The sequence below is a fragment of the Lentzea flava genome, assembly GCF_014648475.1.
Taxonomy (GTDB): Bacteria; Actinomycetota; Actinomycetes; order Mycobacteriales; family Pseudonocardiaceae; genus Lentzea; species Lentzea flava.
Map to the genome: position 1 here is coordinate 26,584 of NZ_BMRE01000015.1, position 25,142 is coordinate 51,725.

18 protein-coding genes are annotated in these 25,142 nt (G+C 69.7%); 8 read left to right on the plus strand and 10 right to left on the minus strand.

The window, feature by feature from the left end; translation table 11 throughout:
- Positions 1-4: 4 nt before the first annotated feature.
- Positions 5-613 (minus strand): mycothiol-dependent nitroreductase Rv2466c family protein, encoded by a 609-nt coding sequence (locus IEZ09_RS19020; protein ID WP_189255067.1) that lies wholly within the window; start codon positions 611-613, stop codon positions 5-7.
- 163 nt (positions 614-776) lie between these two features.
- Here IEZ09_RS19020 and pepN point away from each other — a divergent pair, with 163 nt between their 5' ends.
- Entirely contained in the window at positions 777-3,338 is a 2,562-nt protein-coding gene (gene pepN, locus IEZ09_RS19025) for an aminopeptidase N (protein ID WP_189255068.1), read from the plus strand.
- Positions 3,339-3,403: 65 nt separating this feature from the next.
- Positions 3,404-4,039: a GNAT family N-acetyltransferase gene (locus IEZ09_RS19030; RefSeq protein ID WP_189255069.1), complete on the plus strand. Its 636-nt coding sequence runs from the start codon at positions 3,404-3,406 to the stop codon at positions 4,037-4,039.
- Between the two features lie 45 nt (positions 4,040-4,084).
- Here the strand turns inward: IEZ09_RS19030 and IEZ09_RS19035 are convergent, their stop codons facing one another.
- Genes IEZ09_RS19035 through IEZ09_RS19045 form a run of 3 tightly spaced genes read right to left on the minus strand, consistent with a single transcriptional unit; the run spans position 4,085 to position 6,018 of the window.
- Entirely contained in the window at positions 4,085-4,564 is a 480-nt protein-coding gene (locus IEZ09_RS19035; protein ID WP_189255070.1) for a DUF5130 family protein, read from the minus strand.
- Entirely contained in the window at positions 4,551-4,796 is a 246-nt protein-coding gene (gene ctaJ, locus IEZ09_RS19040; RefSeq protein ID WP_189255071.1) for an aa3-type cytochrome oxidase subunit CtaJ, read from the minus strand. Before ctaJ ends, IEZ09_RS19035 begins: the two co-directional genes overlap by 14 nt.
- A 19-nt stretch (positions 4,797-4,815) precedes the next feature.
- On the minus strand, positions 4,816-6,018 hold the full coding sequence (locus tag IEZ09_RS19045; protein ID WP_189255072.1) for an MFS transporter: 1,203 nt from the start codon (positions 6,016-6,018) through the stop codon (positions 4,816-4,818).
- A 270-nt stretch (positions 6,019-6,288) separates the two neighbouring features.
- Here IEZ09_RS19045 and IEZ09_RS19050 point away from each other — a divergent pair, with 270 nt between their 5' ends.
- Positions 6,289-6,951, plus strand: a complete 663-nt coding sequence (locus tag IEZ09_RS19050; RefSeq protein ID WP_189255073.1) for a DUF2345 domain-containing protein — start codon at positions 6,289-6,291, stop codon at positions 6,949-6,951.
- A gap of 17 nt (positions 6,952-6,968) precedes the next feature.
- Here the strand turns inward: IEZ09_RS19050 and IEZ09_RS19055 are convergent, their stop codons facing one another.
- Positions 6,969-7,541: an HNH endonuclease gene (locus IEZ09_RS19055; RefSeq protein WP_229812707.1), complete on the minus strand. Its 573-nt coding sequence runs from the start codon at positions 7,539-7,541 to the stop codon at positions 6,969-6,971.
- Positions 7,542-7,788: 247 nt separating this feature from the next.
- Between IEZ09_RS19055 and IEZ09_RS19060 the strand changes: the two genes are divergently transcribed.
- From IEZ09_RS19060 to IEZ09_RS19075, 4 genes are all read left to right on the plus strand, one after another.
- Entirely contained in the window at positions 7,789-9,885 is a 2,097-nt protein-coding gene (locus tag IEZ09_RS19060; RefSeq protein WP_189255075.1) for a prolyl oligopeptidase family serine peptidase, read from the plus strand.
- 65 nt (positions 9,886-9,950) lie between these two features.
- Complete coding sequence (locus IEZ09_RS19065) at positions 9,951-10,811, plus strand: mechanosensitive ion channel family protein (protein ID WP_229812728.1); 861 nt, start codon at positions 9,951-9,953, stop codon at positions 10,809-10,811.
- A 76-nt stretch (positions 10,812-10,887) separates the two neighbouring features.
- Entirely contained in the window at positions 10,888-11,271 is a 384-nt protein-coding gene (locus IEZ09_RS19070; RefSeq protein WP_030468201.1) for a globin, read from the plus strand.
- Between the two features lie 57 nt (positions 11,272-11,328).
- On the plus strand, positions 11,329-12,921 hold the full coding sequence (locus IEZ09_RS19075) for a glycoside hydrolase family 13 protein (RefSeq protein WP_189255076.1): 1,593 nt from the start codon (positions 11,329-11,331) through the stop codon (positions 12,919-12,921).
- A gap of 77 nt (positions 12,922-12,998) precedes the next feature.
- On the opposite strand, the gene IEZ09_RS19080 is transcribed toward IEZ09_RS19075, so the two are convergent.
- Genes IEZ09_RS19080 through IEZ09_RS19090 form a run of 3 tightly spaced genes read right to left on the minus strand, consistent with a single transcriptional unit; the run spans position 12,999 to position 15,195 of the window.
- Positions 12,999-14,111 carry a low temperature requirement protein A gene (locus IEZ09_RS19080; RefSeq protein ID WP_229812708.1) on the minus strand — a complete coding sequence of 371 codons (1,113 nt, stop codon included), beginning with the start codon at positions 14,109-14,111 and terminating at the stop codon, positions 12,999-13,001.
- A gap of 33 nt (positions 14,112-14,144) precedes the next feature.
- Positions 14,145-14,771 (minus strand): DUF8010 domain-containing protein, encoded by a 627-nt coding sequence (locus IEZ09_RS19085; RefSeq protein ID WP_189255177.1) that lies wholly within the window; start codon positions 14,769-14,771, stop codon positions 14,145-14,147.
- Positions 14,764-15,195 carry an acyl-CoA thioesterase gene (locus tag IEZ09_RS19090; protein ID WP_189255078.1) on the minus strand — a complete coding sequence of 144 codons (432 nt, stop codon included), beginning with the start codon at positions 15,193-15,195 and terminating at the stop codon, positions 14,764-14,766. The genes IEZ09_RS19085 and IEZ09_RS19090 overlap by 8 nt, the downstream gene beginning before the upstream one ends.
- A gap of 85 nt (positions 15,196-15,280) precedes the next feature.
- Between IEZ09_RS19090 and IEZ09_RS19095 the strand changes: the two genes are divergently transcribed.
- Positions 15,281-15,778, plus strand: a complete 498-nt coding sequence (locus tag IEZ09_RS19095) for a DUF2975 domain-containing protein (protein WP_189255079.1) — start codon at positions 15,281-15,283, stop codon at positions 15,776-15,778.
- Positions 15,779-15,799: 21 nt separating this feature from the next.
- Here IEZ09_RS19095 and IEZ09_RS19100 read toward each other — a convergent pair whose 3' ends face one another.
- Together IEZ09_RS19100 and IEZ09_RS19105 are read right to left on the minus strand one after the other, a co-directional pair.
- The gene (locus tag IEZ09_RS19100; protein WP_189255080.1) at positions 15,800-20,740 is read right to left on the minus strand and encodes an NAD-glutamate dehydrogenase; all 4,941 of its coding nucleotides are present in this window, start codon (positions 20,738-20,740) and stop codon (positions 15,800-15,802) included.
- A gap of 428 nt (positions 20,741-21,168) precedes the next feature.
- Positions 21,169-25,131, minus strand: a complete 3,963-nt coding sequence (locus IEZ09_RS19105) for a hypothetical protein (protein ID WP_189255081.1) — start codon at positions 25,129-25,131, stop codon at positions 21,169-21,171.
- Between the last annotated feature and the right edge of the window lie 11 nt (positions 25,132-25,142).

A 25,142-nucleotide genomic window follows, 5' to 3' on the forward strand; every position in this document is an offset into this window, starting at 1 on the left:
AAATTCAGCTGAAGTCCAGGTCGCCCGTGCGGGTGCGCTTGAGCTCGAAGAAGTACGGGAAGCCGGCGAGCATCCGGGCACCGTCGAAGATCGTGCCCGCCTCCTCGCCCCGCGGGATCTTGGTCAGCACCGGGCCGAAGAACGCGACGCCGTCGATGTGGATCGTCGGGGTGCCGACGTCCATGCCGACCGGGTCCATGCCTCGGTGGTGGCTCTTCTTCAGCTCGTCGTCGAACTCGGTCGAGTTCGCGGCGTCGGCCAGCTCCGCCGGGAGCTCGGCGTCGGCCAGAGCCAGCTTGATGACCTCGTCGAAGTCCTTGTTGCCCTCGTTGTGGATGCGGGTGCCCATGGCGGTGTACAGCCGCGGCAGCACCTCGTTGCCGAACTTCTGCTCGGCGGCGATGGCGACGCGGACCGGGCCCCAGCCCTTGGTCATGAGCTCTTTGTACTGCTCTGGCAGGTCACGACCCTCGTTCAGCACGGACAAGCTCATCACGTGGAAGCTGAGGTCGATGTCGCGGACCTTCTCCACCTCGAGGATCCACCTCGAGGTGATCCAGGCGAACGGACAAAGAGGGTCGAAGTAGAAGTCGACCTTCGCCTTGTCGGCCATGCGTGCCCCTTCAGTGACGGTAGGTGGCGTTATCGCCCCATCAGCCCAACCAGATCACCCTGTCATCTCTTCCCGCACGGCGGTTCCGTGATTGGATGCGGGAGTCATAACCATTCCCGACGACGTCAGCGCGTAACCACACGCGCGGCAGACGAGGTGACCAGTGGCCGCGCCCAACCTCACCCGCGACCAGGCTCAGGAACGTGCTGAGCTGCTGGAAGTGGAGTCCTACCGGATCGAGCTGGACCTGACCGACGGCGGCGGAAAGCCGGGTTCGGACACGTTCCGCTCCACCACCACCGTGGTGTTCCGCAGCCGGACTCCTGGCGCTTCCTCGTGGATCGACATCGTGGCGGCGACCGTGCACCGCGCTGTGCTGAACGGCAGCGAGCTCGACGTCTCCGACTACCGCGAGGAGGACGGCATCAAGCTGCCGGACCTCGCGGAGACCAACGAGCTCACGGTCGAGGCCGACTGCCGGTACATGAACACCGGCGAGGGCCTGCACCGGTTCGTCGACCCGGTCGACGGCGGCGTGTACCTGTACTCGCAGTTCGAGACCGCGGACGCCAAGCGCATGTTCGCGTGCTTCGACCAGCCCGACCTGAAGTCCGTCTACTCCATGAAGGTGACGGCTCCGCACGACTGGAAGGTGATCTCGAACAGCGAGATCATCGCCACGGAGGACGGCGAGGGCGGCGCGGACGTGCACACGTTCGCCACCACCAAGCCGATGTCGACCTACATCGTGGCTCTGGTCGCCGGTCCCTACGCCGAGTGGCGCGACGAGTTCGTCGAGGGCGACTTCCGCATCCCGCTGGGCATCTACTGCCGTGCCTCGCTCGCTCCGCACATGGACCACGAGCGGCTGTTCACCGAGACCAAGCAGGGCTTCGGGTTCTTCCACAAGGCGTTCGGGGTGCAGTACCCGTTCGGCAAGTACGACCAGTGCTTCGTGCCGGAGTTCAACGCGGGCGCGATGGAGAACGCGGGCTGCGTCACGTTCCTGGAGGACTACGTCTTCCGCAGCCGCGTCACCCGCTACCTCTACGAGCGGCGCGCGGAGACCGTGCTGCACGAGATGGCGCACATGTGGTTCGGCGACCTCGTGACCATGCGCTGGTGGGACGACCTGTGGCTGAACGAGTCGTTCGCCACCTGGGCGTCCGTGCTCGCTCAGGCCGAGGCCACCGAGTACCGCCAGGCGTGGACGACGTTCGCGAAGATCGAGAAGTCGTGGGCGTACCGGCAGGACCAGCTGCCCTCGACGCACCCCGTCGCCGCGGACATCCCCGACGTGCAGGCGGTCGAGGTCAACTTCGACGGCATCACCTACGCCAAGGGCGCTTCGGTGCTCAAGCAGCTCGTCGCGTACGTCGGGCTGGAGAACTTCCTGGCGGGCCTGCGGGTCTACTTCGCCAAGCACGCCTGGGGCAACGCGACGCTCGCGGACCTGCTGGGCGCGCTGGAGGAGGCGTCCGGCCGCGACCTGTCGTGGTGGAGCGCGCAGTGGCTGGAAACGACCGGCCTGAACCTGTTGCGCCCCAAGTTCACCGTTGACGTGGACGGCAAGTTCACCGAGTTCGCGGTGCTGCAGGGCGGCGCGCGTCCGGGCGCGGGCGAGCTGCGCACGCACCGCATCGCGATCGGCGTGTACGACGACGACGGCTCCGGCAAGCTCGTCCGCACGCACCGCCACGAGCTCGACGTGACGGGCGACCGCACCGAGGTGCCTGAACTCGTCGGCGTCCACCGCGGCAAGATCGTGCTGGTCAACGACGACGACCTCACGTACTGCACGATGCGCCTCGACCCGGACTCGCTGGCCGCGCTGATCGACCACATCTCCGACATCGCCGAGCCGCTGCCCCGCACGCTGTGCTGGTCGGCAGCGTGGGAGATGACCCGCGAGGCGGAGCTGAAGGCCCGCGACTTCGTGAACCTGGTGCTCGGCGGTCTGCACGCCGAGTCCGAGGTCGGTGTCGTGCAACGGCTTCTGCTGCAGGCCCAGACCGCGCTGTCGTCCTACGCGGACGACTCCTGGCGCGGCGAGGGCTGGCGCCGGTTCGTGGCGAAGACCCTGGAGCTGGCCCAGGCCGCCGAGCCTGGTTCCGACCACCAGCTGGCGTTCGTGAACGCGCTGGCGTCGTCGGTGCTGGACGAGTCCACTTTGGACGTGCTGCGCGGCTGGTACGACGGAAGCGCCGTGCTGGAGGGCCTGGACGTCGACACCGACCTGCGCTGGCGTCTGCTGCAGGCCCTGGTCGCGCACGGCAAGGCGGACCTGCCGGAGATCGAGGCCGAGGAGCAGCGCGACCCGACCTCCACCGGTCACCGCCGTGCGCAGCAGGCCCGTGCGCTGCGCCCGACGGTCGAGGCCAAGGACGAGGCCTGGGACCGCGCGGTGAACGACGACGAGCTGCCCAACGCGGTCAGCGAGGCGATCATCGCGGGCATCTCGCACCCCGGCCAGAAGGAGCTGCTCGCGCCGTACGTCGAGCGCTACTTCGCCGACGTGAAGGGCGTGTGGGACCGCCGCACCTCCGAGCGCGCGCAGTCCATGGTGGTCGGCATGTTCCCGGCGTGGTCGATCGCGAAGTCCACTGTGGAGGCCGCCGACGCGTGGCTCGCGGGTGACCACCCGCCTGCGTTGCGCCGCCTGGTGTCCGAGGGCCGGGCGGGCATCGTGCGCGCGCTGGCCGCGCAGGAGTTCGACCGCTCCTGAGCACTGTTTGTGGAAGCCCCGCAATGCGTTCGCGCGTTGCGGGGCTTTTCACATACGGTCGAAGCATGATCGGTGACCTGGTGGAGCGCTGGCACCGCGGCTGGATCGCCGCCGACGGCCTGACGTCCGAGTACCGCGACGGCCACCTGGTCGTCCACGTGAACCGGTCGCGCCGCAAGTACGAGTGGATCGTCGCGGACGACGCGGACACCGGTGCGGTGGCCAGGATCGTGGCCGCCACGGACGAACCGAACTGGGTGAGCGTCCTGACGCACGCGTCGTCGAAGGTGGCCGCGGAGATCGAGGCCGCCGGGCTGGTCGTGGCGCGGCCGGACGAGACGTTCATGCGGTGCGAGCTCGCCGATCATCCGCAGTTCGACGCGCCCGAGGGCTATGCCGTGGAGGTGCGCCGGGGTCCGGTCATCGGGGTGCGGGTGGTGCGGGACGGCGAGGAGGCCGCGAGCGGGCTGATGGCCGTCGTCGGTGAAGACGCTGTCGCACATCGCATCGGGACCGTGGAGGCGCATCGGCGGCGAGGGCTGGCCAGCGTCGTCATGGGCACGTTGGCGCGGGAAGCCGTGAAGGAAGGGGCGAGGACCGGGCTGCTGTTCTCGTCCAACGAAGGTGTGCACCTGTACAGCAGGCTCGGCTGGGAGAAGATCTGCGACCTCGTGGTGGCGCGCAACGACGTCAGCGCGTGAAGAGGCCCCCGGCAAGCACGCCGGGGGCCTTCTCCGGTGCGAAACCTACGAACGCGGTGCGCTGCCCGCCTGGTCGGTCAGCATGCGCAGGCCCGACACGAGGCCGCCCGCGAGGTCGCCCTCCTTGAAGGACGCCACCATGCTCATCACGGCGAGCTTGGCGCCGCGGTCGGCGAGGCGGCGGTGCGACTCCTCGCCCGTCACGATCTCGACGACGCGCTCGCCCGGCGACACGGCCACGAGGACGTGGTGGGACGGGCGGTCGGTCGAGGCGTGCAGCTCCTCCGCGCGCTCGCGCGAGGACGAGCCCAGCTCGCCGAGGTACACGCTGAAGTCCAGGCCCGTGGTGCGGCTGGAGAGCGTCAGCGCCTCGTCCAGCTGCGCGAGCTGAGCCGACGTGAACGGCAGCTCCGGGGCGTGCGGCTCGTACATCTTCGCCACGGAGACGCGGCCGCTGTTCGTCACGACCGCGCCGACCGGCAGCGTCGACGGGTCGACGGCCTCGATCGCCTTACCAGTTGCCACGGGCGCCTCCCTTGGCGGTCGAGCCCGACGGCGCGGGCTCGGCGGTGCTGTGGTGGTCCGCGCTCAACCCGGCAGGGTTCGCGCTCCACCACACCGGGGCGTAGCCCCACTCCTGGCCGGGCCGGTACCGGGGAATCCGGGTGGCCTTGGGCCTCAACGTCAGCAGCATGATCACGCCGTAGAGAGCCAGCGGGATCAGCGCGAAGACGAGGACGGTCTCCACGATGGTCACGGCGGTACGGTAGCCGAACTCAGCCGCGCGTGAGCGGCCGGGCCAGCGTGATCGCGGTCAATCCCACGATCGTGCCCGCCACGACGTAAACGGCACCCAGCGACGTCCACGACGCGAGCGGCCCGGCGAGACCGGCACCCAGCGGCGACAGGCCCCACGCCAGCACGCGGTACGCGCTCGTCACGCGGCCCATCATCGGTCCCGGTGTGAGTCGTTGGCGGCGGGTCGCGGACAGCACGTTCCAGCCCGCGGACGCGACGCCGAACAGCACGCACGCGGTCACGGCCACCACCAGCCACGGCACGAGCCCGAACAACGCGAACGCAGCGCCCAGAAGTGCCAGGAACCCGACCATCACCGGCCCTGCGCCCCACCGGGACGCGAGCCGCGGCGACACCCAGGCGCCTAGCAGAGCACCGGCCGCCATGCACACCACCAGGCCGGGAACCACCGGTTCGGAGAGCCGGAGCACCTGGATGGAGTAGAGGGCCAGCATGGCGTTGACGGCCGCCGCACAGACGGCTGTGATTGCAACGGCAACTACCAGTGACCGCAGGCCAGGGGTCCGCGCGAGGAACCGCGCGCCCTCCACCAGCTGCCCGCGAAGATCACCTCCGGAGCGTTCGGGAGCGACGTCCGGCACGCGGGACACCAGCACTGCGGCGGCGACGAACGAGGCCGCGTCCAGCGCGAAACAGGCAGCCGGCGCCCACCAGAAGAGCACCGCGGCGGCCAGCGGACCGGCGAGGTCCATCCCGACGGTCTCGACGGTGACGAACCTGCCGTTCGCCGCCTCCAGGTCGTCCGGGCCCGCCAGCTCGACCAGCAGCACCTGCGACGCCGAGTCCGCGAACGTCTCGGCGGAGGTCAGCACGAAAGCGGTGGCGCACAAGACGACGACCGTGGCGTGTCCGGTGTGGACCGCCAGGGCGAGCAGTCCGGTCACCCCCGCGCGCAGCCAATGTGCCACCACGACAACGGTCCGAGGTCTCCAGCGATCCACGAACGCCCCCGCGGGCAACGCGACGAGCAACCACGGCAGGGTCGTGGCGACCGCCACCGCGGACACGGCGAGCGGGCTGCGGGTGCTCGCGGCGGTGAACAACGGCAGCGCGACGACGCGCACGCCGTCCCCGACGAGCGACACCGCCCAGGCGCCGGTGAGCGCTCGGAAACCACGTCCGTACAGGCCTTTCGCGGTATGACGCACGTCACGTTCCATCGGTTTGAACGCTACAGAGCGTGTCCATACCGGCCAGTAGAGGCAATGAGTGCTCTCGTGCGGCGCAGCGGTTACACCCGGTCAGGCCTCACCCGGTCGGATGCGAACGGGTGCCGGTTTGGGGTCTTGTTCCCGGAACACCCACCTCTTAGCTTTTCACCTATACGGGTCTTGCGCACCCGCCCCGAGAGTCCTGGAGGACACAAAATGTTCACGATGACCCGCCCCCAGGCCCTGTCCATCACTCTTCCGAGCTACAAGGACGATTCAGTGCGTATCACGGCAAGTGACTCCGTTCGCATCACGGCGCGCGACTCCGTTCGGATCACGGCGGCCGATTCGGTGCGCATCACTGCCGCGGACTCGGTGCGCATCACGATGGCAGACTCGGTCCGCATCACGGCGAGCGATTCGGTCAGGATCACGATGGCCGATTCGGTGCGGATCACCGCCCGTGAGGACTCCGTTCGGATCACGGCGCGGCAGGACTCGGTCAGGATCACGGCGCGTGAGGACTCGGTCCGCATCACGGCGAACGACTCCGTCCGGATCACGATGGACGACTCGGTCCGGATCACGGCTCAGGACGACTCGGTCCGCATCACGATGGACGACTCGGTGCGCATCACCGCGCTCGACGACAGCGTCCGCATTACGGCGCTCGACGACTCCGTCCGCATTACCGCGCACGACGACAGCGTCCGCATCACGGCACACGACGACTCCGTGCGCATCACGGCGCTTGACGACAGCGTCCGTATTACCGCGCTCGACGACTCCGTGCGCATCACCGCGCACGACGACAGCGTCCGCATCACGGCACACGACGACTCCGTGCGCATCACGGCGCTGGACGACAGCGTCCGCATTACCGCGCTCGACGACTCCGTGCGCATCACGGCACGCCAGGACGACTTCTCCCTCGCGGCCTGACCCCACCCGAAGGCAGATCAGGCCGCGGGTTCACCCAGGTACGGCAACCACTGGGGATCAGCCTCGGCCACCCCGGCGAGCAACCGCCAGTGCGGCCCACGCGGCGCCGCCGGCACGACCCGCAGCCGCCAGCCCAGTTCGGACAGCAGCTTGTCCGCCTTGCGGTGGTTGCACTTCGCACAGCAGGCGACGCAGTTGGTCCAGGTGTGAGGTCCGCCACGCGAGCGCGGCACGACGTGGTCGATCGTCTCGGCCCGCCCGCCGCAGTAGGCGCAGCGGTACCGGTCGCGGTGCATGAGCCCGGCACGGGTCATCGGCACACGACCGCGATAAGGAACCCGGACGTAGGTGCTCAGCCGGATCACGGACGGCACGAGCACCTCGGACTTCGACGAGTGCAGCACGAGCCCGGAGGCGTCCCCGTGCACGACCTCGGCTTTGCCGCACACCACCAGCACGACCGCCCGGCGCAGTGACAACGCCGTGAGCGGCTCGAACGTGGCGTTCAGCAGCAGGACCTTGCGTCTTCCCCAGGGGAAAACCGCCGGCGACTGACCGGAACCTCCCCCATCTCGATCCCCGTCGGGCACCGCCCGCAGCTCTGCCTGTTTTCGGCATGAGGAGACCGTCGGCGCTGTCTCGCCTGGAAGCGAGGCGCCGATAGGGGTCGGTTGTCGGTCTGGCACGCGACCACCTCCACCGGTTCAGCCATAGGAGACCACACTTACCAGGAAAAAATCACGTGTGATAAGTGACGCGTCATTGAGGTGTGATCAAACCTGGGGTGAACCAGCTCCCTATCGGAAGTGGTTTTCATCGCCCGCTACTCTTGACAAGGTGACAGAGGCTCCTTCCACCCCACTGCCTGCGACGATCACCTACCCGATCGCGGAGCGGCTAAACCTCGTCGAGCAGATTCACGGTCGTGACGTCGCCGACCCGTACCGCTGGCTCGAGGACACGAGCGACCCGCGCACCGAGGCGTGGTCGCAGGCGCAGGACGTGCTCGCGCGGTCCTGGCTGGACGCGATGCCCGGCCGTGCGCGCCTGGGCGAGCGGCTGAAGGAGCTGATGCGCACGGGGTCGGTGTCCACCCCGGTCTGGCGCGCCGGCAGGGCCTTCTTCACCCGCCGCGGCCCCGAGCAGGACCACCCCGTCGTCATGGTGCGCGAGACCGACGGCACCGAGCGCGTGCTGCTCGACGTGAGCGCCCTCGACCCGTCCGGCCGCACCACCCTCGACAGCTGGTCCCCCAGCCTCGAAGGCAGGCTCCTCGCGTACCAGGTGTCCGTCGGCGGCGACGAGCACTCGTTGCTGCACGTCGTCGACGTCGACTCGGGCGAGCTCATCGAGGGCCCGATCGACAGGTGCCGTTACTCGGCGATCGGCTGGCTGCCGGGCGGCGAGGAGTTCTTCTACGTGCGCCAGCTCGACCCGGCGCTCGTGCCGGAGGACGAGAAGCTGTTCCACCGCCGGGTGTGGCGCCACCGCGTCGGCACGGATCCGGAGACCGACCTCAACGTCCACGGCGACGGCCAGGCACACACCTTCTACTACACGCTGAACGTCTCGCACGACGGCCGCTGGCTGGTCGTGAGCGGCGCGCCCTCCACGATGAAGCACGACTCCGTGTGGATCGCGGACCTGCACGGCGACGGCGCGCTCAAGCCGGTGATCCTGACCGAGGCCGGTGTGCAGTGCTCGGCTTTCGTCGCCCGTGACGGCAGGCTCTACCTGCACACCAACCACAACGCTCCCCGGCAGCGCCTCTGCGTCGCCGACCCGGCGAACCCCACCGAGTGGACCGAGCTGATCAGCGAGGAGCAGGACTCCGTGCTGGACGGCGTGCGCTGGCTGAACGGCGACCTGGTCGTCCTGCGCACCCGGCACGCGGTGTCCGAACTGCACCTGCACGACGCCGCGACCGGCGCGCACAAGCAGGAGATCCCGCTGCCGGGCACGGGTTCGCTGCACGGCATGTCCGTCGTGGACGCCGCCACCGACCACGACCAGGACACGGTGTGGTTCGGGTGGACGGACTTCGTGACGCCGCAGTCGGTGTACCGCTTCTCCACGTCCACCGGCGAAACCGTGCTGCACGAAGCGGCGCCCGGTCGCGTCGAGCTGCCCACCGTGACGACGCAGCAGATCGCGTACCGGTCCAAGGACGGCACGACGGTCCGCATGTTCGTCGTGAGCGGTGAGCAGAAGCCGGACCTCCCCCGTCCCGCGCTGCTCACCGGCTACGGCGGCTTCGCGATCGGCCGCGGCCCCGGCTACAGCGCGACCACGCTGGCGTGGGTCGAAGCGGGCGGCGTGTGGGTGCACGTGTCGTTGCGCGGTGGCGACGAGGAAGGCGAGGAGTGGCACGTCGCCGGCATGCGCGCCAACAAGCAGAACGTGTTCGACGACTTCCACGCCGCGGCCGAGCGGTTGATCACCGACGGGTGGACCACACCGCAGCAGCTCGCGATCATGGGCGGCTCCAACGGCGGCCTGCTCGTCGGCGCGGCGCTCACCCAGCGCCCGGAGCTCTACGCGGCCGTGGTGTGCTCAGCGCCACTGCTCGACATGGTGCGCTACGAGAACTTCCTGCTCGGGCGGTTGTGGGCCGACGAATACGGCAGCGCGAGCGTTCCGGAGGAACTCGACTGGCTGCTCTCCTACTCTCCGTATCACCGAGTGGTAACGGATGTTGAGTACCCTTCCGTGTTGTTCACGGTGTTCGAGTCGGATTCTCGTGTGGACCCCAACCACGCCAGGAAGATGTGCGCCGCGCTGCAGCACGCTTCGACAAGTGATCCGACCAAGCACCCGGTGCTGATCCGCCGCGAGACCGAGGTCGGTCACGCGGGCAGGTCGGTCAGCCGGACCGTCGCTCTCGCCGTGGACCAGCTGACGTTTCTCGCGAATGCCACCGGCATGGAGTTGTAGGAGGGCACGACCACGTGTTGGCGCAGAGTCCCGTGGATGACGCCGCGAACAAGACCGCGCAGGCGGTGGAGTTCTTCGAGAGGTACGGGCCAGCCATCATCGCGGGCGCGATCAAGATCGTCCTGATTCTGATCGCCGCCTTCGTGCTGAGGGCGGTGCTGCGCAAGATCATCGACCGGATCACCACGCCCTCCAAGGAGGGCAAGAAGCCTGGCCTGCTCAAGCCGTTGCGCGAACGTGCGCCCCAGGCGCTCGGAAACCTGATCTCCGAGCGCCGCGAGCAGCGGGCGAAGACGATCGGCTCGGTGCTGAAGTCGATCGTCACCATCCTGGTCTTCGGGATCGCGTTCCTGGAGATCATGATCGTGCTGACGCTCGACATCACACCGGTGCTGACCTCGGCGGGCATCCTGGGCGTCGCGATCGGTTTCGGCGCCCAGAACCTGGTGAAGGACTTCCTGTCCGGCATGTTCATGCTGCTCGAGGACCAGTACGGCGTCGGCGACGTCGTCGACCTCGGCCCGTCGATCACCGGCACCGTCGAGGCGGTCGCTCTGCGCACCACCACGATCCGCGACACCAGCGGCACGGTCTGGTACGTCCGCAACGGCGAGATCCTGCGCGTCGGCAACTCGTCGCAGGGCTTCGCGGTCGCGGTCGTCGACCTGCCGCTGAGCTACGGCGCGAACCTCGCAGAGGCGACCAAGGTGCTGGAGCGCAAGGTCACGGAGGTCGCCGAGTCCGAACCGGTCAAGTCGGACATCACCGCCAAGCCCGAGGTGCTCGGTGTGGAGAAGTTCACACCGGACAACATCACGCTGCGGGTGACCGTGAAAACGCGGCCCGGCCGCCAGTGGGCGGTCCAGCGCAACCTTCGTGCGCAGCTCATGCCCGCTCTCGAGGAGGCGGGCTTCACGGCCAAGTGAGGTCGAACACCCATTCGAGACGGCCAATCACCGGGGCGGCCTGCACGCGACGGCTCGCGTGAGTCAGGATGGGTGTGTGGGCAACCCGGTGAGCTTCTTCGAACAGGTCGGTGGCGAGGAGACGTTCCACCGCATCGTCGCGCGCTTCTACAAAGAGGTGAAGGCCGACGAGATCCTCCTGCCCCTATATCCCGAAGAGGACCTCGGACCTGCGGAGGAACGGCTCCGGCTGTTCCTCATGCAGTACTGGGGCGGCCCCCACACCTACTCGGAGAACCGGGGCCACCCGAGGCTGCGGATGCGCCACGTGCCGTTCAAGATCGGTCCGATCGAACGCGACGCGTGGCTGCGCTGCATGCGGATCGCCGTCGACGAGGCCGGCCTGGACGAGGCCCACCGCAAGCAGCTCTGGGACTACCTGGAGATGGCCGCGAACAGCCTGATGAACAGCTGGTCTTGATCGCCCATCACCCGATCGGGTCCTTTCGCAACGCGACGAATGGCAGGATGACCCCCCGTGCGACGATCCTCCGACCTCACTCCCGAGATCGCCGAAGAGTCCCTCTGGTGGCGTGACGCCGTCTTCTACCAGGTGTACGTGCGCTCCTTCGCGGACTCCAACGGCGACGGCGTCGGCGACCTCGACGGCATCCGGTCCCGACTCGGTTACCTGGAACTGCTCGGTGTCGACGCCCTGTGGCTCACCCCGTTCTACCGCTCCCCGATGGCCGACCACGGCTACGACGTGGCCGACCCGCGCGACGTGGACCCGCTGTTCGGCGACCTGGCCGCGTTCGACCGGCTGGTGGCGGACGCGCACGAGCACAACATCCGCGTGACGGTCGACCTGGTCCCGAACCACACGAGCGACCTGCACGAATGGTTCCAGGAGGCGTTGCAGGCCGGCCCCGGCAGCATGGAGCGGTCGCGCTACATCTTCCGCGAGGGCCGCGGCTTCGACGGCTCCCAGCCGCCGAACAACTGGGTCTCCGTCTTCGGCGGCCCCGCCTGGACGCGCGTGCCCGACGGCCAGTGGTACCTGCACCTGTTCGCGCCCGAGCAGCCCGACCTGAACTGGGACCACCCCGAGGTCAGGGCTGACCTGGAGCACACGCTGCGCTTCTGGCTGGACCGCGGTGTCGACGGCTTCCGCATCGACGTGGCGCACGGCATGGCCAAGCCAGAGGGCCTGCCGGACATGGAGATCCGCACGCAGATTCCCGGCGTGCTGTCCGACGACGTCCACGACCCGCGGTTCGACAACGACGGCGTGCACGAGATCCACCGGATGATCCGCAAGGTCATGGACGGCTATCCCGGCACCATGGCCGTCGGCGAGATCTGGGTGAAGGACGACGAGCGCTTCGCCGCCTACGTCCGCCCCGACGAGCTGCACCTGGGCTTCAACTTCCGCCTGGTCGAGGCGGGCTTCGACGCCGACGCGGTCCGTTCGGCCATCGAGCACTCGCTGGGCGCGGTCGCGTTGACCGGCTCCCCCGCCACGTGGACGCTCTCGAACCACGACGTGGTGCGCCACGTGACCCGCTACGGCGGCGGCGCCCTGGGCGAGCAGCGGGCCCGAGCGATGACGCTGGTCGAGCTGGCGCTGCCGGGCGTCATCTACCTCTACAACGGCGAAGAGCTCGGCCTGCCGAACGTGGAGCTGCCGGACTGGGCCCTGCAGGACCCGACCTGGGAGCGCTCCGGCCACACCGAGCGCGGCCGCGACGGCTGCCGCGTGCCCATCCCGTGGGAGGGCACCACGCCGCCGTTCGGGTTCTCGACGGCCGTCAACACCTGGCTGCCGCAGCCGAACGAGTGGGACCACCTCACGGCGGAGGCCCAGCTGGAGGACCCCGGTTCGATGCTGTCGCTGTACCGGGAGGCGCTGGAGCACCGGAAGTCCAACCCGGCCTTCTCCGGCAGCGAGCTGGAGTGGTACGGCGCCCCTGCGGGCTGCTTCGCGTTCCGGCGCAAGGGCGGCGGGCTGATCTGCGCGCTGAACACGTCCGGCGCGTCCGTGCCGCTGCCGCCCGGACAGGTGCTGCTGTCGTCCGGCCCGATGGACGGCGACCAGCTGCCTCCTGACACCGCGGTCTGGCTGGTCTGAACGGACTGTCAGACCCTCCGAGTACGTTGAAACGCAGGGGTTCCCAGCACGGGGGTACCCCTGCGTCAGCGTGGGCGTCAGGCTCGTAGCTTGGCCTCGACCGCCAACAAAGCACCGAAAACGACGACGAGCGCGGCGACCTGCGCGATGGCCAGCCACAGCCCGATGGGTACCGTCGCCAGCGCGGCGAGCAAGGCGATGATCCGCCACCTGTTGGTGCCGATCTTCAGCCGCGCGCGGAAGTAGATCTCGCCCAGCAGGAAGATCGCCGCACCGCCGCCCAACGCCAGCGCCCCGCTGAGGTAGAGGTGCTCGGTGGCGTGCCCGATGGTCTTCTTCACGCCGACCGCCAGCACCACGATGCCGAGCAGGATCGGCGCGTGGGCCCACCCGAACGCCGACAGTGCCGCGCGCGCCCGTTCGGACTGCGACATGGTCGCGAGGGCGTGCTCCGCGCGCACGTCCTGCTCACGGCCGAAGTAGCACCACCAGAGCTGGTAGACGAGCGTGAGACCGAGCAGCGCCGCGATGACGAGCTGCAGGTTGATCGGCAGCCCGGCCGCGCCGATGCCGATCGCGATGATCGACTCGCCGAGCGCCACGATGACCACCAGACCGTGCCGCTCCACGAAGTGCGCCGACCTGATGCGGAACTCGCCGTGCCGCCGGTTCACGTATGGCGACACGATCATGAGCACCACCGCCGCGACCCACGCGACCGCCCGCGGGGTGCTGGGCAGGAACCCACCGACGAACACCAGGCCCGCCGACCCCAGGTTGAACGGCGCCAGCCGGGCCATCGCGGCGGCCGACCCCGGTCCTCCCGCGGAGATGAACAGCCCGGAGTGCACCAGGTTCACGATCAGGTAGCCGACGCCGAACGCAATCCCGGCGGAACCGAACGCGTTGGGAATCGCCAGCGCGATGACCAGAAACCCACCCATGCCGCCCATGAGCAGCAACCGCCGCACGGTGGTGTTCGGCGCGACGGCGTTGGTGAGCCAGACGTACCCGAAGTACATCCACAGGATCACGCAGAGCATGATCACGACCTGCGCGAACCCCAGCGGCGACGTGTCGCCGGCGAGCGTCCCGGTCAGCTGCGTGATCGTGAAGACGAAGACCAGGTCGAAGAAGAGCTCCAGCGTGGAGACCCGGTACTCGGTCTCCTCGTGCGTTTCGGCGGACACGCGCGACATCGTGCCACGATCATCCGCTCCGAATCAGACGATCAACGGCAACATCGAGTGCCGGCGCCGGACCACCGCGCCGTACTTGGCGTCGATCCGCAGCCACGAGTCGGTCGCGGTGACCCGCACGTCGCCGGTGTCGCCGAGAAAACCCATGCCGGACAAGGCGAACAGGCACCGCAGCGGGATCTTCACGTCCAACCCGGACCCGCTGACCGTCAGCACCGTCTGGTCCAGCAGGGAGGCGGGCGGAGTGCCGTGCGGGCCGACGTTCTCCCGTGCCACGGCAACGCCTTCGTCCGCGAGCTTCGACACGACCTCGACGGGCAGCCGGTCGACCATGAGCCAGCCCTCCGCGGGCGGCAGGGCCGAGCGCCACATCAGGTCCTTGGCGGGCCCCGGATCGATGCGCTCGTCGCGCATCACCGCGAGACCCGTCAGCAGCTCCGAGCCCGACACCGTCACGTCGGCCGGATTCGCTTGTCCCGCAACGGTTCGCGTGGCGAGCGTGTCGAACGGCGTGGCGACCCACGCGTCGAGCAGCTCTTCGTTGCGGTTGCGCAGCCGCACCACGGTCTGCCCGTCCAACCGCACCGCACGCGCCGCGAACGCCCCGAGGTCGTCTCTCTCGGCCGTATCGGCCAGCACCAGCTCAGGCACCATTACCCCCTGCTCGCCACCCGGCGAGGAAATCGCGCTCGGCGTCGGTGAGACGACGCGGCCGCGCGGTCGTCACGTTGTAGGGCACCATGAGCGTCTCCGCCTTGGTGACCACGGGGCTGTTCGCCTCGCGGTTGCCGCGCACCAGGTAGTCGAGCGTGAACGACGCCGATTTCAGGTCCCGCACGGACATCTCGACCACGATGTCCTCGCCGGTGAACACGATCGGCGAGAGGTAGTCGACGAAGAGCTTCGCCACGACCATCCCCTCCGCCATCTCCTTCACCCCGTGGCGGGCCGCCTCGGTGAACAGCAGCTCGATCCGGGCCTCCTCCAGCAACGTCACCGTGTTCGCGTGGTTGACGTGGCCGAACGCATCCATGTCCGACCATCGTGGTCGCACACCAGTGACGAAGACACCCATGCAGGGACCCTACCGCCCGCGAACCTTCACAGGATCTCCACGCCAGCCGATTGAAAGTCGATAGGCAGCGCTCGATACTCGATCTATGTTCCGCTCACTGGTGATCGTCCTGCAGGCCATGCTCGCCGTCGCGTTCCTCGTGGGGCTGTTCGCTCAGGTCGTGGTGATCCCGACAGCCGCGGCGGACGAGGTCGCGTTCTTCCCGCCCTACGAGTCCGTGCGGGTGCCGTTCGTGACGTTCGCGATCGTCTTCGTCGCGTGCGGCCAGGTGCTGTTGGTGGCGCTGTGGGGAGTGCTGCACCGGGCGGGCAAGGGCACCGTCTTCGAGCCGGGCGCGCTCGCGTGGACGAACATCGCGATCGGCGCCGTCGCCGCCGCGGCCGTGGTGCTCGCCTCGGTGTGCGGCTACGTCTTCTTCACCGACATCCCCACGCCCTACGACGGCATGGAGCTCCTCGGGCTGTGGATGGGATCCGGTGCCGCCACGCTCGTGGCGGCCGTTCTCGCGTGCATGCTCCTGGTGGTGCGGTACTGGCACCGGCACGCGATCGCGCAGCGTGCGGAGCTGGAGCAGGTCGTCTGACCTGCTCCAGCTCTTTCCGCACTACCTGACCATGCTCCGCACCTGACGGGCGGCGACGGACAGGGTCGCGAGGTCCAGCTGGTGGACCCGGTTGATCTCGTCCAGCGCACCGCGCGAGCGAGCCAGGCGGGAGGCGTTGGCCTGCTCCCACTTCGCGATCTTCTCGGCGGCCGTGTCGCCCAGATCGCTCGCCCTCAGCACGTCGAGGGTGATGGCCCGCAACGACGAGTAGAAGTCGTCGCGCAACGCCAGGCGGGCGAGGGCGTGCCAGCGGTTGCCGCGCTCCAGGCTCGTCACCGAGTCCAGCATGTGGTCGATGTCGAGGTGGTCGGACAGCGCGAAGTACAGCTCGGCGGTCTCCCGGTGCGAACGCTCCGGGCCCATGCCACCGGCCGGGCCGATCTCGCGCTCGGCCAGCTCGGCGATCTCGGTGACGTCGAGCAGGCCGTACATGTAGAGCAGCGCCGCGACCTTGCGGGCCAGCTCCGCCGGGACACCCTGTTCGACGTACCTGTCCGCCTTGCCGGCGACCACGTCGTACTCCTTGCCCTGCAACAGGTCCAGGGCGAAGGGGCTGAGCTCCTCGACGACGCCGCGGAAGCGGTTGATCGTCGAGCCCACCGCCAGCGGCTGCGGGCGGTTCGAGAGCAGCCAGCGCGACGCGCGGTCCAGCAGACGACGGGTCTCCAGGACCATGTTGTCCTGGACGTGGGTCGCCACCACGTTGTCGAGCGCCTGGATCTCGCGCCAGATCGTCGGCAGGTCGAAGACCTCGGTGACCACGGCGTAGGAGCGGACCGCGTCGGTCGCCGACGCGCTCATCTCCTCGGCCAGGCGGAACGCGTAGGAGATGCCACCGCCGTCGACGACCTCGTTCACGACCACCGTGGTGATGATCTGCTTGGCCAGCGGGTGGTTCGGGATCGCCGCGCCGAACCGCTCGCGCAGCAGCGTCGGGAAGTAGTCCGGCAGCTTGTTCTTGAACGTGTCGATCGTCGGGATGTCGCTCGCGAGCAGCTCTTCCTTCAGCGTGAGCTTGGTGAACGCGAGCAGCGTGGCGAGCTCCGGCGAGGTGAGGCCCTGGCCGCTCTTCTCCAGCGCCTTGAACTCCGCGACGCTCGGCAACGCCTCCAGCTGGCGGTCGAGCGCGCCACGCTCCTCCAGGTCGGCCGTGAGGCGCGCGTGCACCGACAGCATCGGAGCGGCGTGCGCCCGGCTGACGCCGAGGACGTTGTTCTGCGAGTAGTTGTCCGCCAGCACGAGCTCGCCGACCTCGTCGGTCATCTCGCCGAGGACCTCGTTGCGCTGCTGCTGCTCCAGCGAACCCTCCCGGACCAGGTGGTCCAGCAGGATCTTGATGTTGACCTCGTGGTCGGAGCAGTCGACACCCGCGGAGTTGTCGAGCGCGTCGGTGTTGACCTTGCCGCCGGCGCGCGCGAACTCGATGCGGCCGCGCTGGGTGAGGCCCAGGTTGCCGCCCTCGCCGACGACCTTGACCCGCAGGTCGGCGCCGTTGACGCGGATCGCGTCGTTGGCCTTGTCGCCGACGTCGGCGTGCGACTCGGTCGAGGCCTTGACGTACGTGCCGATGCCGCCGTTCCACAGCAGGTCGACCGGCGCGAGCAGGATGGCCTTCTTCAGCTCCGGCGGGGACAGCTTCTCCACTCCCTCCGGCAGTCCCAGCGCCACGCGGGCCTGCTCGGAGATCGGGATCGACTTCGCCGTGAGCGGGAAGATGCCGCCGCCCTCGCTGATCAGCGAGCGGTCGTAGTCGTCCCACGACGAGCGCGGCACGTTGAACAGCCGCACGCGCTCGGCGAACGACGTCGCCGCGACCGGGTTCGGGTCGATGAAGATGTGCCGGTGGTCGAACGCGGCCACGAGCCGGATGTGCTCGGACAGCATCATGCCGTTGCCGAACACGTCACCGGACATGTCGCCGATGCCGACGACGGTGAACTCCTCGGTCTGCGTGTCCACGCCGAGCTCGCGGAACGAGCGCTTCACGCTCTCCCACGCGCCCTTGGCCGTGATGCCCATGGCCTTGTGGTCGTAGCCGATCGAGCCACCGGAGGCGAACGCGTCGCCCAGCCAGAAGCCGTAGCTCTGGCTCACGCCGTTGGCGATGTCGGAGAACGTCGCGGTGCCCTTGTCCGCGGCCACGACCAGGTACGTGTCGTCGCCGTCGTAGCGCACGACCTGCGGCGCGGGCACGACCTCGTTGTTGATCAGGTTGTCGGTGAGGTCGAGCAGGCCCGAGATGAACATCTTGTAGCAGGCGATGCCCTCGGACATGAAGTTCTCGCGGTCGATGCCGGGGTCGCCCGTCGCCGGGACCGGGCGCTTCACGACGAAGCCGCCCTTCGCGCCGACCGGCACGATCACCGCGTTCTTGACCGCCTGCGCCTTGACCAGGCCGAGGATCTCCGTGCGGAAGTCCTCGCGACGGTCGGACCAGCGCAGGCCACCGCGCGCGACGCTGCCGAAGCGCAGGTGCACGCCCTCGACCCGCGGCGAGTACACGAAGATCTCGAACTTCGGCCGCGGCAGTGGGAGGTCCGGGATCGCCTGCGGGTCGAGCTTGACCGACAGGTACGGGCGCGCATTGCCCTCCGCGTCGCGGAAGAAGTAGTTCGTCCGCAGCGTGGCGTTGATCAGCGTGAGCAGGCTGCGCAGGATGCGGTCCGCGTCGAGGCTCGTCACGTCGTCGATCAGCTTGCCGATCTCGGTGACCATGGTGTCGGTGCGGTCGGCGCGCGTGGCCTCGTCCAGACGCGGGTCGAACCGCGCCTCGAACAACGCGACCAGCGCGATCGCCACGCTCGTGTGACCGAGCACCGCGTCCTCGATGTAGTCCTGCGAGTACGGCGTCCCCGCCTGGCGCAGGTACTTCGCGTACGCGCGCAGCATCGCGGCCTGCTGCCAGGTGAGCCCCGCCTGCAGCACCAGCGAGTTGAACCTGTCGACCTCGGCCTCACCGCGCCAGACGGCGGCGAACGCGTCCTGGAACCGCACGCGCACGTTGTCGAGGTCGGCCTCGGACAGCTGCGCGAGCGCCGCGGCGTCGATGCGCAGGCCGAAGTCGTAGATCCAGCACTGCACGCCGTCTTCGCGGGCGATCTCGTACGGCCGCTCGTCGACGACGATCACGCCCATGCGCTGCAGCATCGGCAGCACGTCGGACAGGGTGATGCCCTCACCGGTCACGAACAGCTTGAAGCGCCGCTCCCCCGGCTCGGCGTCCTCCGGCACGTAGAACACCATGTCGAGGTCGCCCTCGGCGAGCGCCTCGATGCGCCGGTAGTCCTCGAGACCCGTGGTCGCCGGGAAGTCCTCCTTGTAGGCCTCCGGGAACACCGCGGCGTACCGCTGCCCCTGCTCGGTGGCCGACTCGGCGCCGACACCGTCGTCGCCGACGACGGCCTCGACCATGCGGTCGTCCCAGCTGCGGATGGCCTCGGCGAGTTTGGTCTGGATCGCCTGGGTGTCCGGCTCCAGCACGCGGGCCGGGTCCGTGTGCACCATGAAGTGCACGCGGGCGAGAGCGGACTCTCCTATGCGCGCGCTGTACTCGAGGTTCAGGCCACCGAGCTCGGCGAGCAGCACCTCCTGCATCGCGAGGCGGCTCGTCGTCGTGTAGCGGTCGCGCGGCAGGTAGACCAGGCACGAGAAGAAACGGCCGTACGGGTCGCGGCGCAGGAACAGCCGCAGCCGCCGCCGTTCCGCGAGCGCGATGACGCCCGTCGTCGTCTGGTAGAGCGTGTCGGCGTCCACCGAGAACAGCTCGGTGCGCGGGTAGTTCTGGATCACCTCGAGCATCCGCTGCCCCGAGTAGGACTGCAGCGGGAAGCCGGCCCGGTGGATCACGTCGCGCACCCGGCGCTCGATCACCGGGATGTCGAGCACGTCCTCATGCAGCGCAGTGGTGCTGAAGACACCGAGGAACCGGTGCTCACCGGAGACGTTGCCTCGCGCGTCGAACGTCTTCACGCCCACGTAGTAGGGGTAGACGCTGCGGTGCACGGTGCTCTGCGCGCTCGCCTGCGTCAGCACCAGCAGCTCGGGGCTGAGCGCCTGCGCGCCGTTGTCCGGCCCGGCGGTGAGGCTGCGCGCCGCGAGGCTGTCCTGCCGCAGCACACCGAGCCCGCTCGCGAGCACGGCGCGGAGAGCCGGTTCACCGTCGTCCTGCACCAGCTCGTACTGCCGGTAGCCCATGAACGTGAAGTGCCCGTCCGCGAGCCACCTGAGCAGCTTCGCGGCGTCCGTGGTGGCCTCGGACGAGTCCTTCTCCAGTTCCTCGGCGAGCTGCGTCGCCGTGGTGATCATCCGATCGGTGTCCTCGACGACCTCGCGGACGTCGGTCAGCACCGCCAGCAGCCGGGTCTCCAGCTCACGCGCCCGATCGGGGTCCGTGATGAGGTCGACCTCGATGTTCATCCACGACTCGGCCAGCGCGTCGGCGGGCGGGTCGGCCGGATCGGCGGTCGGCAGCACCTCGAGACGCTCACCGGTCACCGGGTCGCGGCGCACGACGACGATGGGGTGCACAACACGCTGCACCTGCACACCGGCCCGCGTCAGCTCGGACGCGACCGAGTCCACGAGGTAGGGCATGTCGTCCGTCACGACCTGCACCACGGTGACCGGACACTGCCAGCCGTCGGCGGACCGTGTCGGGTTCAGGATGCGCACCGCGGCGCGTCCGGGAATGCGGCTCTCGGCGAGCTGGTAGTTCGACCGCACCGCTCCGACCAGGTCCACCGGGTCGTCGTCGTTGACTTCCTCGGCGGGCACGTGCCGGTAGAAGAGGCGGATCAGATCAGCGAGCTCGGGGGCATTGGCGGCGGCCCGTTCGATCAACTCGTCACGGACCTGTTCAGGACTGGCCGGTCGACTCCCACCACCCGCGGCAGCTACCGCGGAGGCGTCGTCGGTTCGGGTCGGGGCTCCAGTCGAGGTCATCTTCAGGCGACTCCACGCTATCCGGCACCTCTGTGTGCCGGGTCCAACCCCACCCTAGATGGGGTGGCGGCCGTCACCGGCAACGGGAGGGGCACTGACGGACCACTGAATCGTGGGCTGAATCGAGTCACATCATCAGTGGCGACAACGCATTCCGCATCGTGGACCCACCCGTGTCGCGCAGGCCCACGCCGATTCTCGGGATCAAGGGCCCGGCGGTGTCGTCCTGACCGCCGAACCGCAAAAGTCACACGCCCGGCCGTGCCAGGCCACCCGACCAGCGGGCGAGCCCGGGCACTCCGCGTGCACCCCGCCGGGTCCGGCAGGGCGGTGTCCGCCCTGCCGTTCCCACTCGGGCGCGGGTTCACGCCAACACATTTCGGAAATCTGCCGTCGGGATGCGGATCCCGCCACGTGCCAGGATCCGCTCACGTGCCGGGCAAGGTCCAGCCCGCCGGACCGTCCGGCCGAACAGGACGGATCGGACCGGTCGTCTCGTTGTCCGGCGTGGCGCCCACGGGGACGATCGGGCCGGTCTTCTCCTCCTCGGACTCCGCGGACGGCTGCTCCGGGAAGAAGTAGGACCGCGGCTCCGGACCCTGCTGCGTCTCCGGACTCTGTTGCGGCGCCGGTTCCGGGGAGCCGAACGACAGCCCGGTCCGGAACAGCGCGTCGTCGGCAGCGGGTTGCTGCGCGCCGAACGACTGCCCCGGCTGGTACAGGGACTCGCCACCCCCGCCGGCCCCCGCCGACTGACCTGGGCTGAAGAGCGAGTCCGTGCTGGGCGGCCGCTCTGCTTCGGACGGCCGCTCTGCTTCGGCGGGCGGCTGCGCCAGGTAGGACTGGTCGGACACCTCGGACCGCTCGCCTCCGCCGGACCACTCCGGCGCGACCACGTCGGAGGCCTGCAGCTGCTCCTCGTCGGAGCGGCGACCGGTCTCGTACGCGACGAGCGCCTCCGCGAGGAGGTCGGCAAGGCTCAGGTCGCTGGGCTTGCGGCGGCTGCTCGGGCGGCCTGTTCGTGCGCCGGTCTCGCTCTTCTCCTCGGTGGGCTGGTCGCTGCCGGTCGGCGTGGACTCGGCCGTCGCCTCGCCGAGCCCAGTCTCGGTGGCGGAGGGTTGAGCGGTGTCCGGCGGGGACTCCGTGGCGAAGAAGTCGTACTGCGGGGATGAGTCGGACTCGGTGGCCGAGCCGAAGCCGGCGGCGCCCGCAGCCTCGGAAGACGCCGCCGAATCAAAACCGGCACCCGCAGACGAACCGGCAGATGCGGCCGAACCGAACCCGACATCCGTGGCGGGCCCAGTCGACACTGCAGGGTCGAACCCGGCGCTCGTGTCAGAACCTGAGGACGCAGCCCGATCGAACCCAGCACCCATGGCCGAGCCCTGGTCGAACCCGGTGCGCGGGCCAGAACCCAAGGCCGGGTCGTCGTCCGACGGGGTGGACTGGCCCACGTCTGCGGCACGGCCCGTTTTGGTGCCGGAGTCGGATGTGGTGGCCGGGCCCGTCAACATCACCAGGTTGGCGCTCGCGTCGTAGTCGGGCGCGATGTCGAAGTTGGCCCACGCTGCCGGATCTGGCTGGTGTGGCAGGTCGGGTGCGGCATCCGCTGGGCCGGCCTGGGTGGACGCGTCCGGCTGGGCCGGTGCGCCATCTGAGGGCGCCGGGTCGGGTTGGGGGCCGAAGCCCGGCTGCGTGCCGAAACTCGTTTGGGTGCCGAACGTCGTCTGGGTGCCGAAGGTCTGGGTCCCGAAGGTCGGCTGCGTGCCGAAGCTCGTTTGCGTACCGAAGCTCGACTGGGCGCCGGGCTGGGTGCCGAAGCTGTGCTCGGGCTCCGCGCGAAATCCCGTGCCCGAGGCCGGCACGGCGCCGAAGCCGCGCTCGGTGTCGGCGTCTGGCTGGGCGCCGTAGGTGGGCTGGTCCGGCGTGGCGCGGATCGGGGTGGTGGGGAGGTTCGAGGTGTCGTCCTCCGGCTCCACGTCCGCCGGGCTCAGGAACGTGCTCGAGAGCAGGTCCGGCTCTGGCGGTTGCGGGATCTCGTCGGGGGTGGGCACCGGCGGGATCGGGTCCGGGAGTGGCGGCAGCGGCTTGCGCTCCGGGTCCGGGGGCTGGGTGGGGTTCGGCGGTTCGGCCGGGTCCGGGGACGGGACCGACGCCGTCGACCACTGCGGGGTGCTGAAGTCGAAGGCGCTGTAGTCGCGGTTGGGGAGGTTGCGCTCGTTCTGGTCGGACGGCGTCGCCGGGAAGCCTGCGGCCGGGGTGTGCGGCGGGTAGGCCGGGGCCGGGTCGTCCAGGTGGGGGCCGAAGTCCGGGGCCGCCGGCGGGCGGGAGAAGGCCGCGGCGAGGTTCGAGCGGGACGGCGTGTCCGGGTCGGCGTAGTAGTTCGGGCCGGCCAGGGGGTCTGGCGCGGAGTGGGCGCCGGCGAAGAAGTCCTGCTGGGGCTGGGACTTCTCGGCAGGGTCGTCCTGGCGCAAGCGGGACGGCGGTTCCACTCGCCAGGACGGGGTGGCTGGTTCCTCGTCGGTGTCCGGGGCCCGGCGGCGGCCGCCTGCTCGCAGTCCCTGGGCCTTGAGCATGTCCATCACGCTTTCCGGCTGGGCTCTGGTGGCCTCTTCGCGGGCAGCGGCTTCCCTGGCCGCTTCTCTCGCGGCTTCCTGGCGCGCCGACTCCTGGCGCGCGGCCTCCTCGCGGGCCGCGGCTTGGCGGGCCGCTTCCTCGGCTGCCTCGCGTTCGGCCGCGGCTCGTTGTTCGGCGCGGGCCTGGCGCTCCGCCTCGATCTGGCGGCGGGCCTCGCGCTGCAGCTCCATGAGCTGTTGCTCGACCTTGCGCTTGCGTTCCTGTTCCGGGGACAGCGCAGGGGTTTCGGCCGGGGTTGCTGCGGCCGGTGACGGTGGTGATGGTGGTGTGGGCTGGTCGTCCTCGATCTCGCCCGCGGCCACTCGGGCGGCGCGGCGGCGGCCGCTGACCATGGCGCCTGCCGAGGCGATCAGGCCCGAGGCCGGGACTGTGCGGTCGGACGAGGGTGCTGCTGGAGGCTGGGGTTCCACTGGGTCCGGTGTCTTGTCGTCGGGTTCGCCGAACGGCTGGACCATGCGCCACCGGTCGGCGGCGTGCTGGCGTGCCGCGGACAAACCCTCCACGGTCATGTCTTCGGCAGCTCTGCGGACGCGCTTGACCTTCAGGCCGTCGCCCTTGCGGACCTGGACCGGGCGCCACTGGCGGAGCTGTTGTTTCAGGGCGGCGGACAGCACGCCGTCGGTGACCATCTGCATGCCGTCGAACGGGCGGAGCAGGCTCGCCAGTTGCTGGTGCAGGTCGGCCGGCTGGCGGTGGACGCCGGAGAACTCGGCGGCGAGGCGTGCGCGCACCGCGTAGACGGCGCGGGCGCGACGGCGTTCGGCGGCGTGGGCGGCGCGCAGGTTCGTGAGCGCTTCGGCCAGTTCGCCGGACACCTCGTGCACGTGGGCCAGCGCGAGCAGGCTTTCGGCGAGCAGCGTGTCGAGCTGGTGGCGTTCGGCGCTCGCGGCGGCCTCGCTGAGCATCTCGCGGGCCACGGCCACCCGGCCGGCGGGCAGGTGGACGCGGGTCGCGAGAGCCAGCCGGAGCCAGCCCGTCGTGGACGCCGACGGCGCGCGCACCGGGCGGTCGAGCATCGGGGAGCCGACCTCGCTCGCGTCGAGCAGGCGGTTCGCGTCCATCAGCGCGAGTGCCAGCTCGAGCGTGAGGCGGCCCATGCCCTGGCCGCTGTCCGCCAACGGGTCGGTGAACCTGGCGAGCAGGTCGAGGCCTTCGCGGGCGGCACCGATGGCGGCGGCGATGTCGCCCCACCGGCGGTGCTGGGCTGCCTGCACCGCGCGGATCAGGCCGCGCAGCAACAGGCGGGTGTCGTCGTCGAGCGACTTGTCGGCGACGTAGAGCTGGTCGGCCTCCGCGAGCGCCCGCGTGGGTTCGTCGCCGCGGCCGACCGTGACGAGGCATTCGCTGGCCTGCACCAGAGCCGACGCCCGCAGTTCCGCGGGCACGTCCGGCGCTTCCAGCACGGGCGTCACCGCGGCGAAGCCCGTCAGCGGTGCGCCCACGGACCGCGCGCACGCCGCGAGCTCGACCCGCAGCAGCCACGCGGTCTCGTGTTCACCGGCGGCCTCGGCCGCCTTCAACGCGTCGATCGCCCTGTCGGCGATGCGGACACCGCGGCCCACGCGGTTGCCGGCGAAGACCACCAGCGACTCGGCGCGGAGTCGGTCGGCTTCGTCGTGACGGGCGGAGGCGAGCGCGAGTGCGCGCTCACCCAGCACCAGAGCGAGCTCCGGTGCCCGCCAACGCAGCCGCCAGGCGGGCACGACCAGCGTGCTCACCTCGACGTTCGCCTGCGTCTCGCCCCTCGCCGCCACGACGTCGCCGT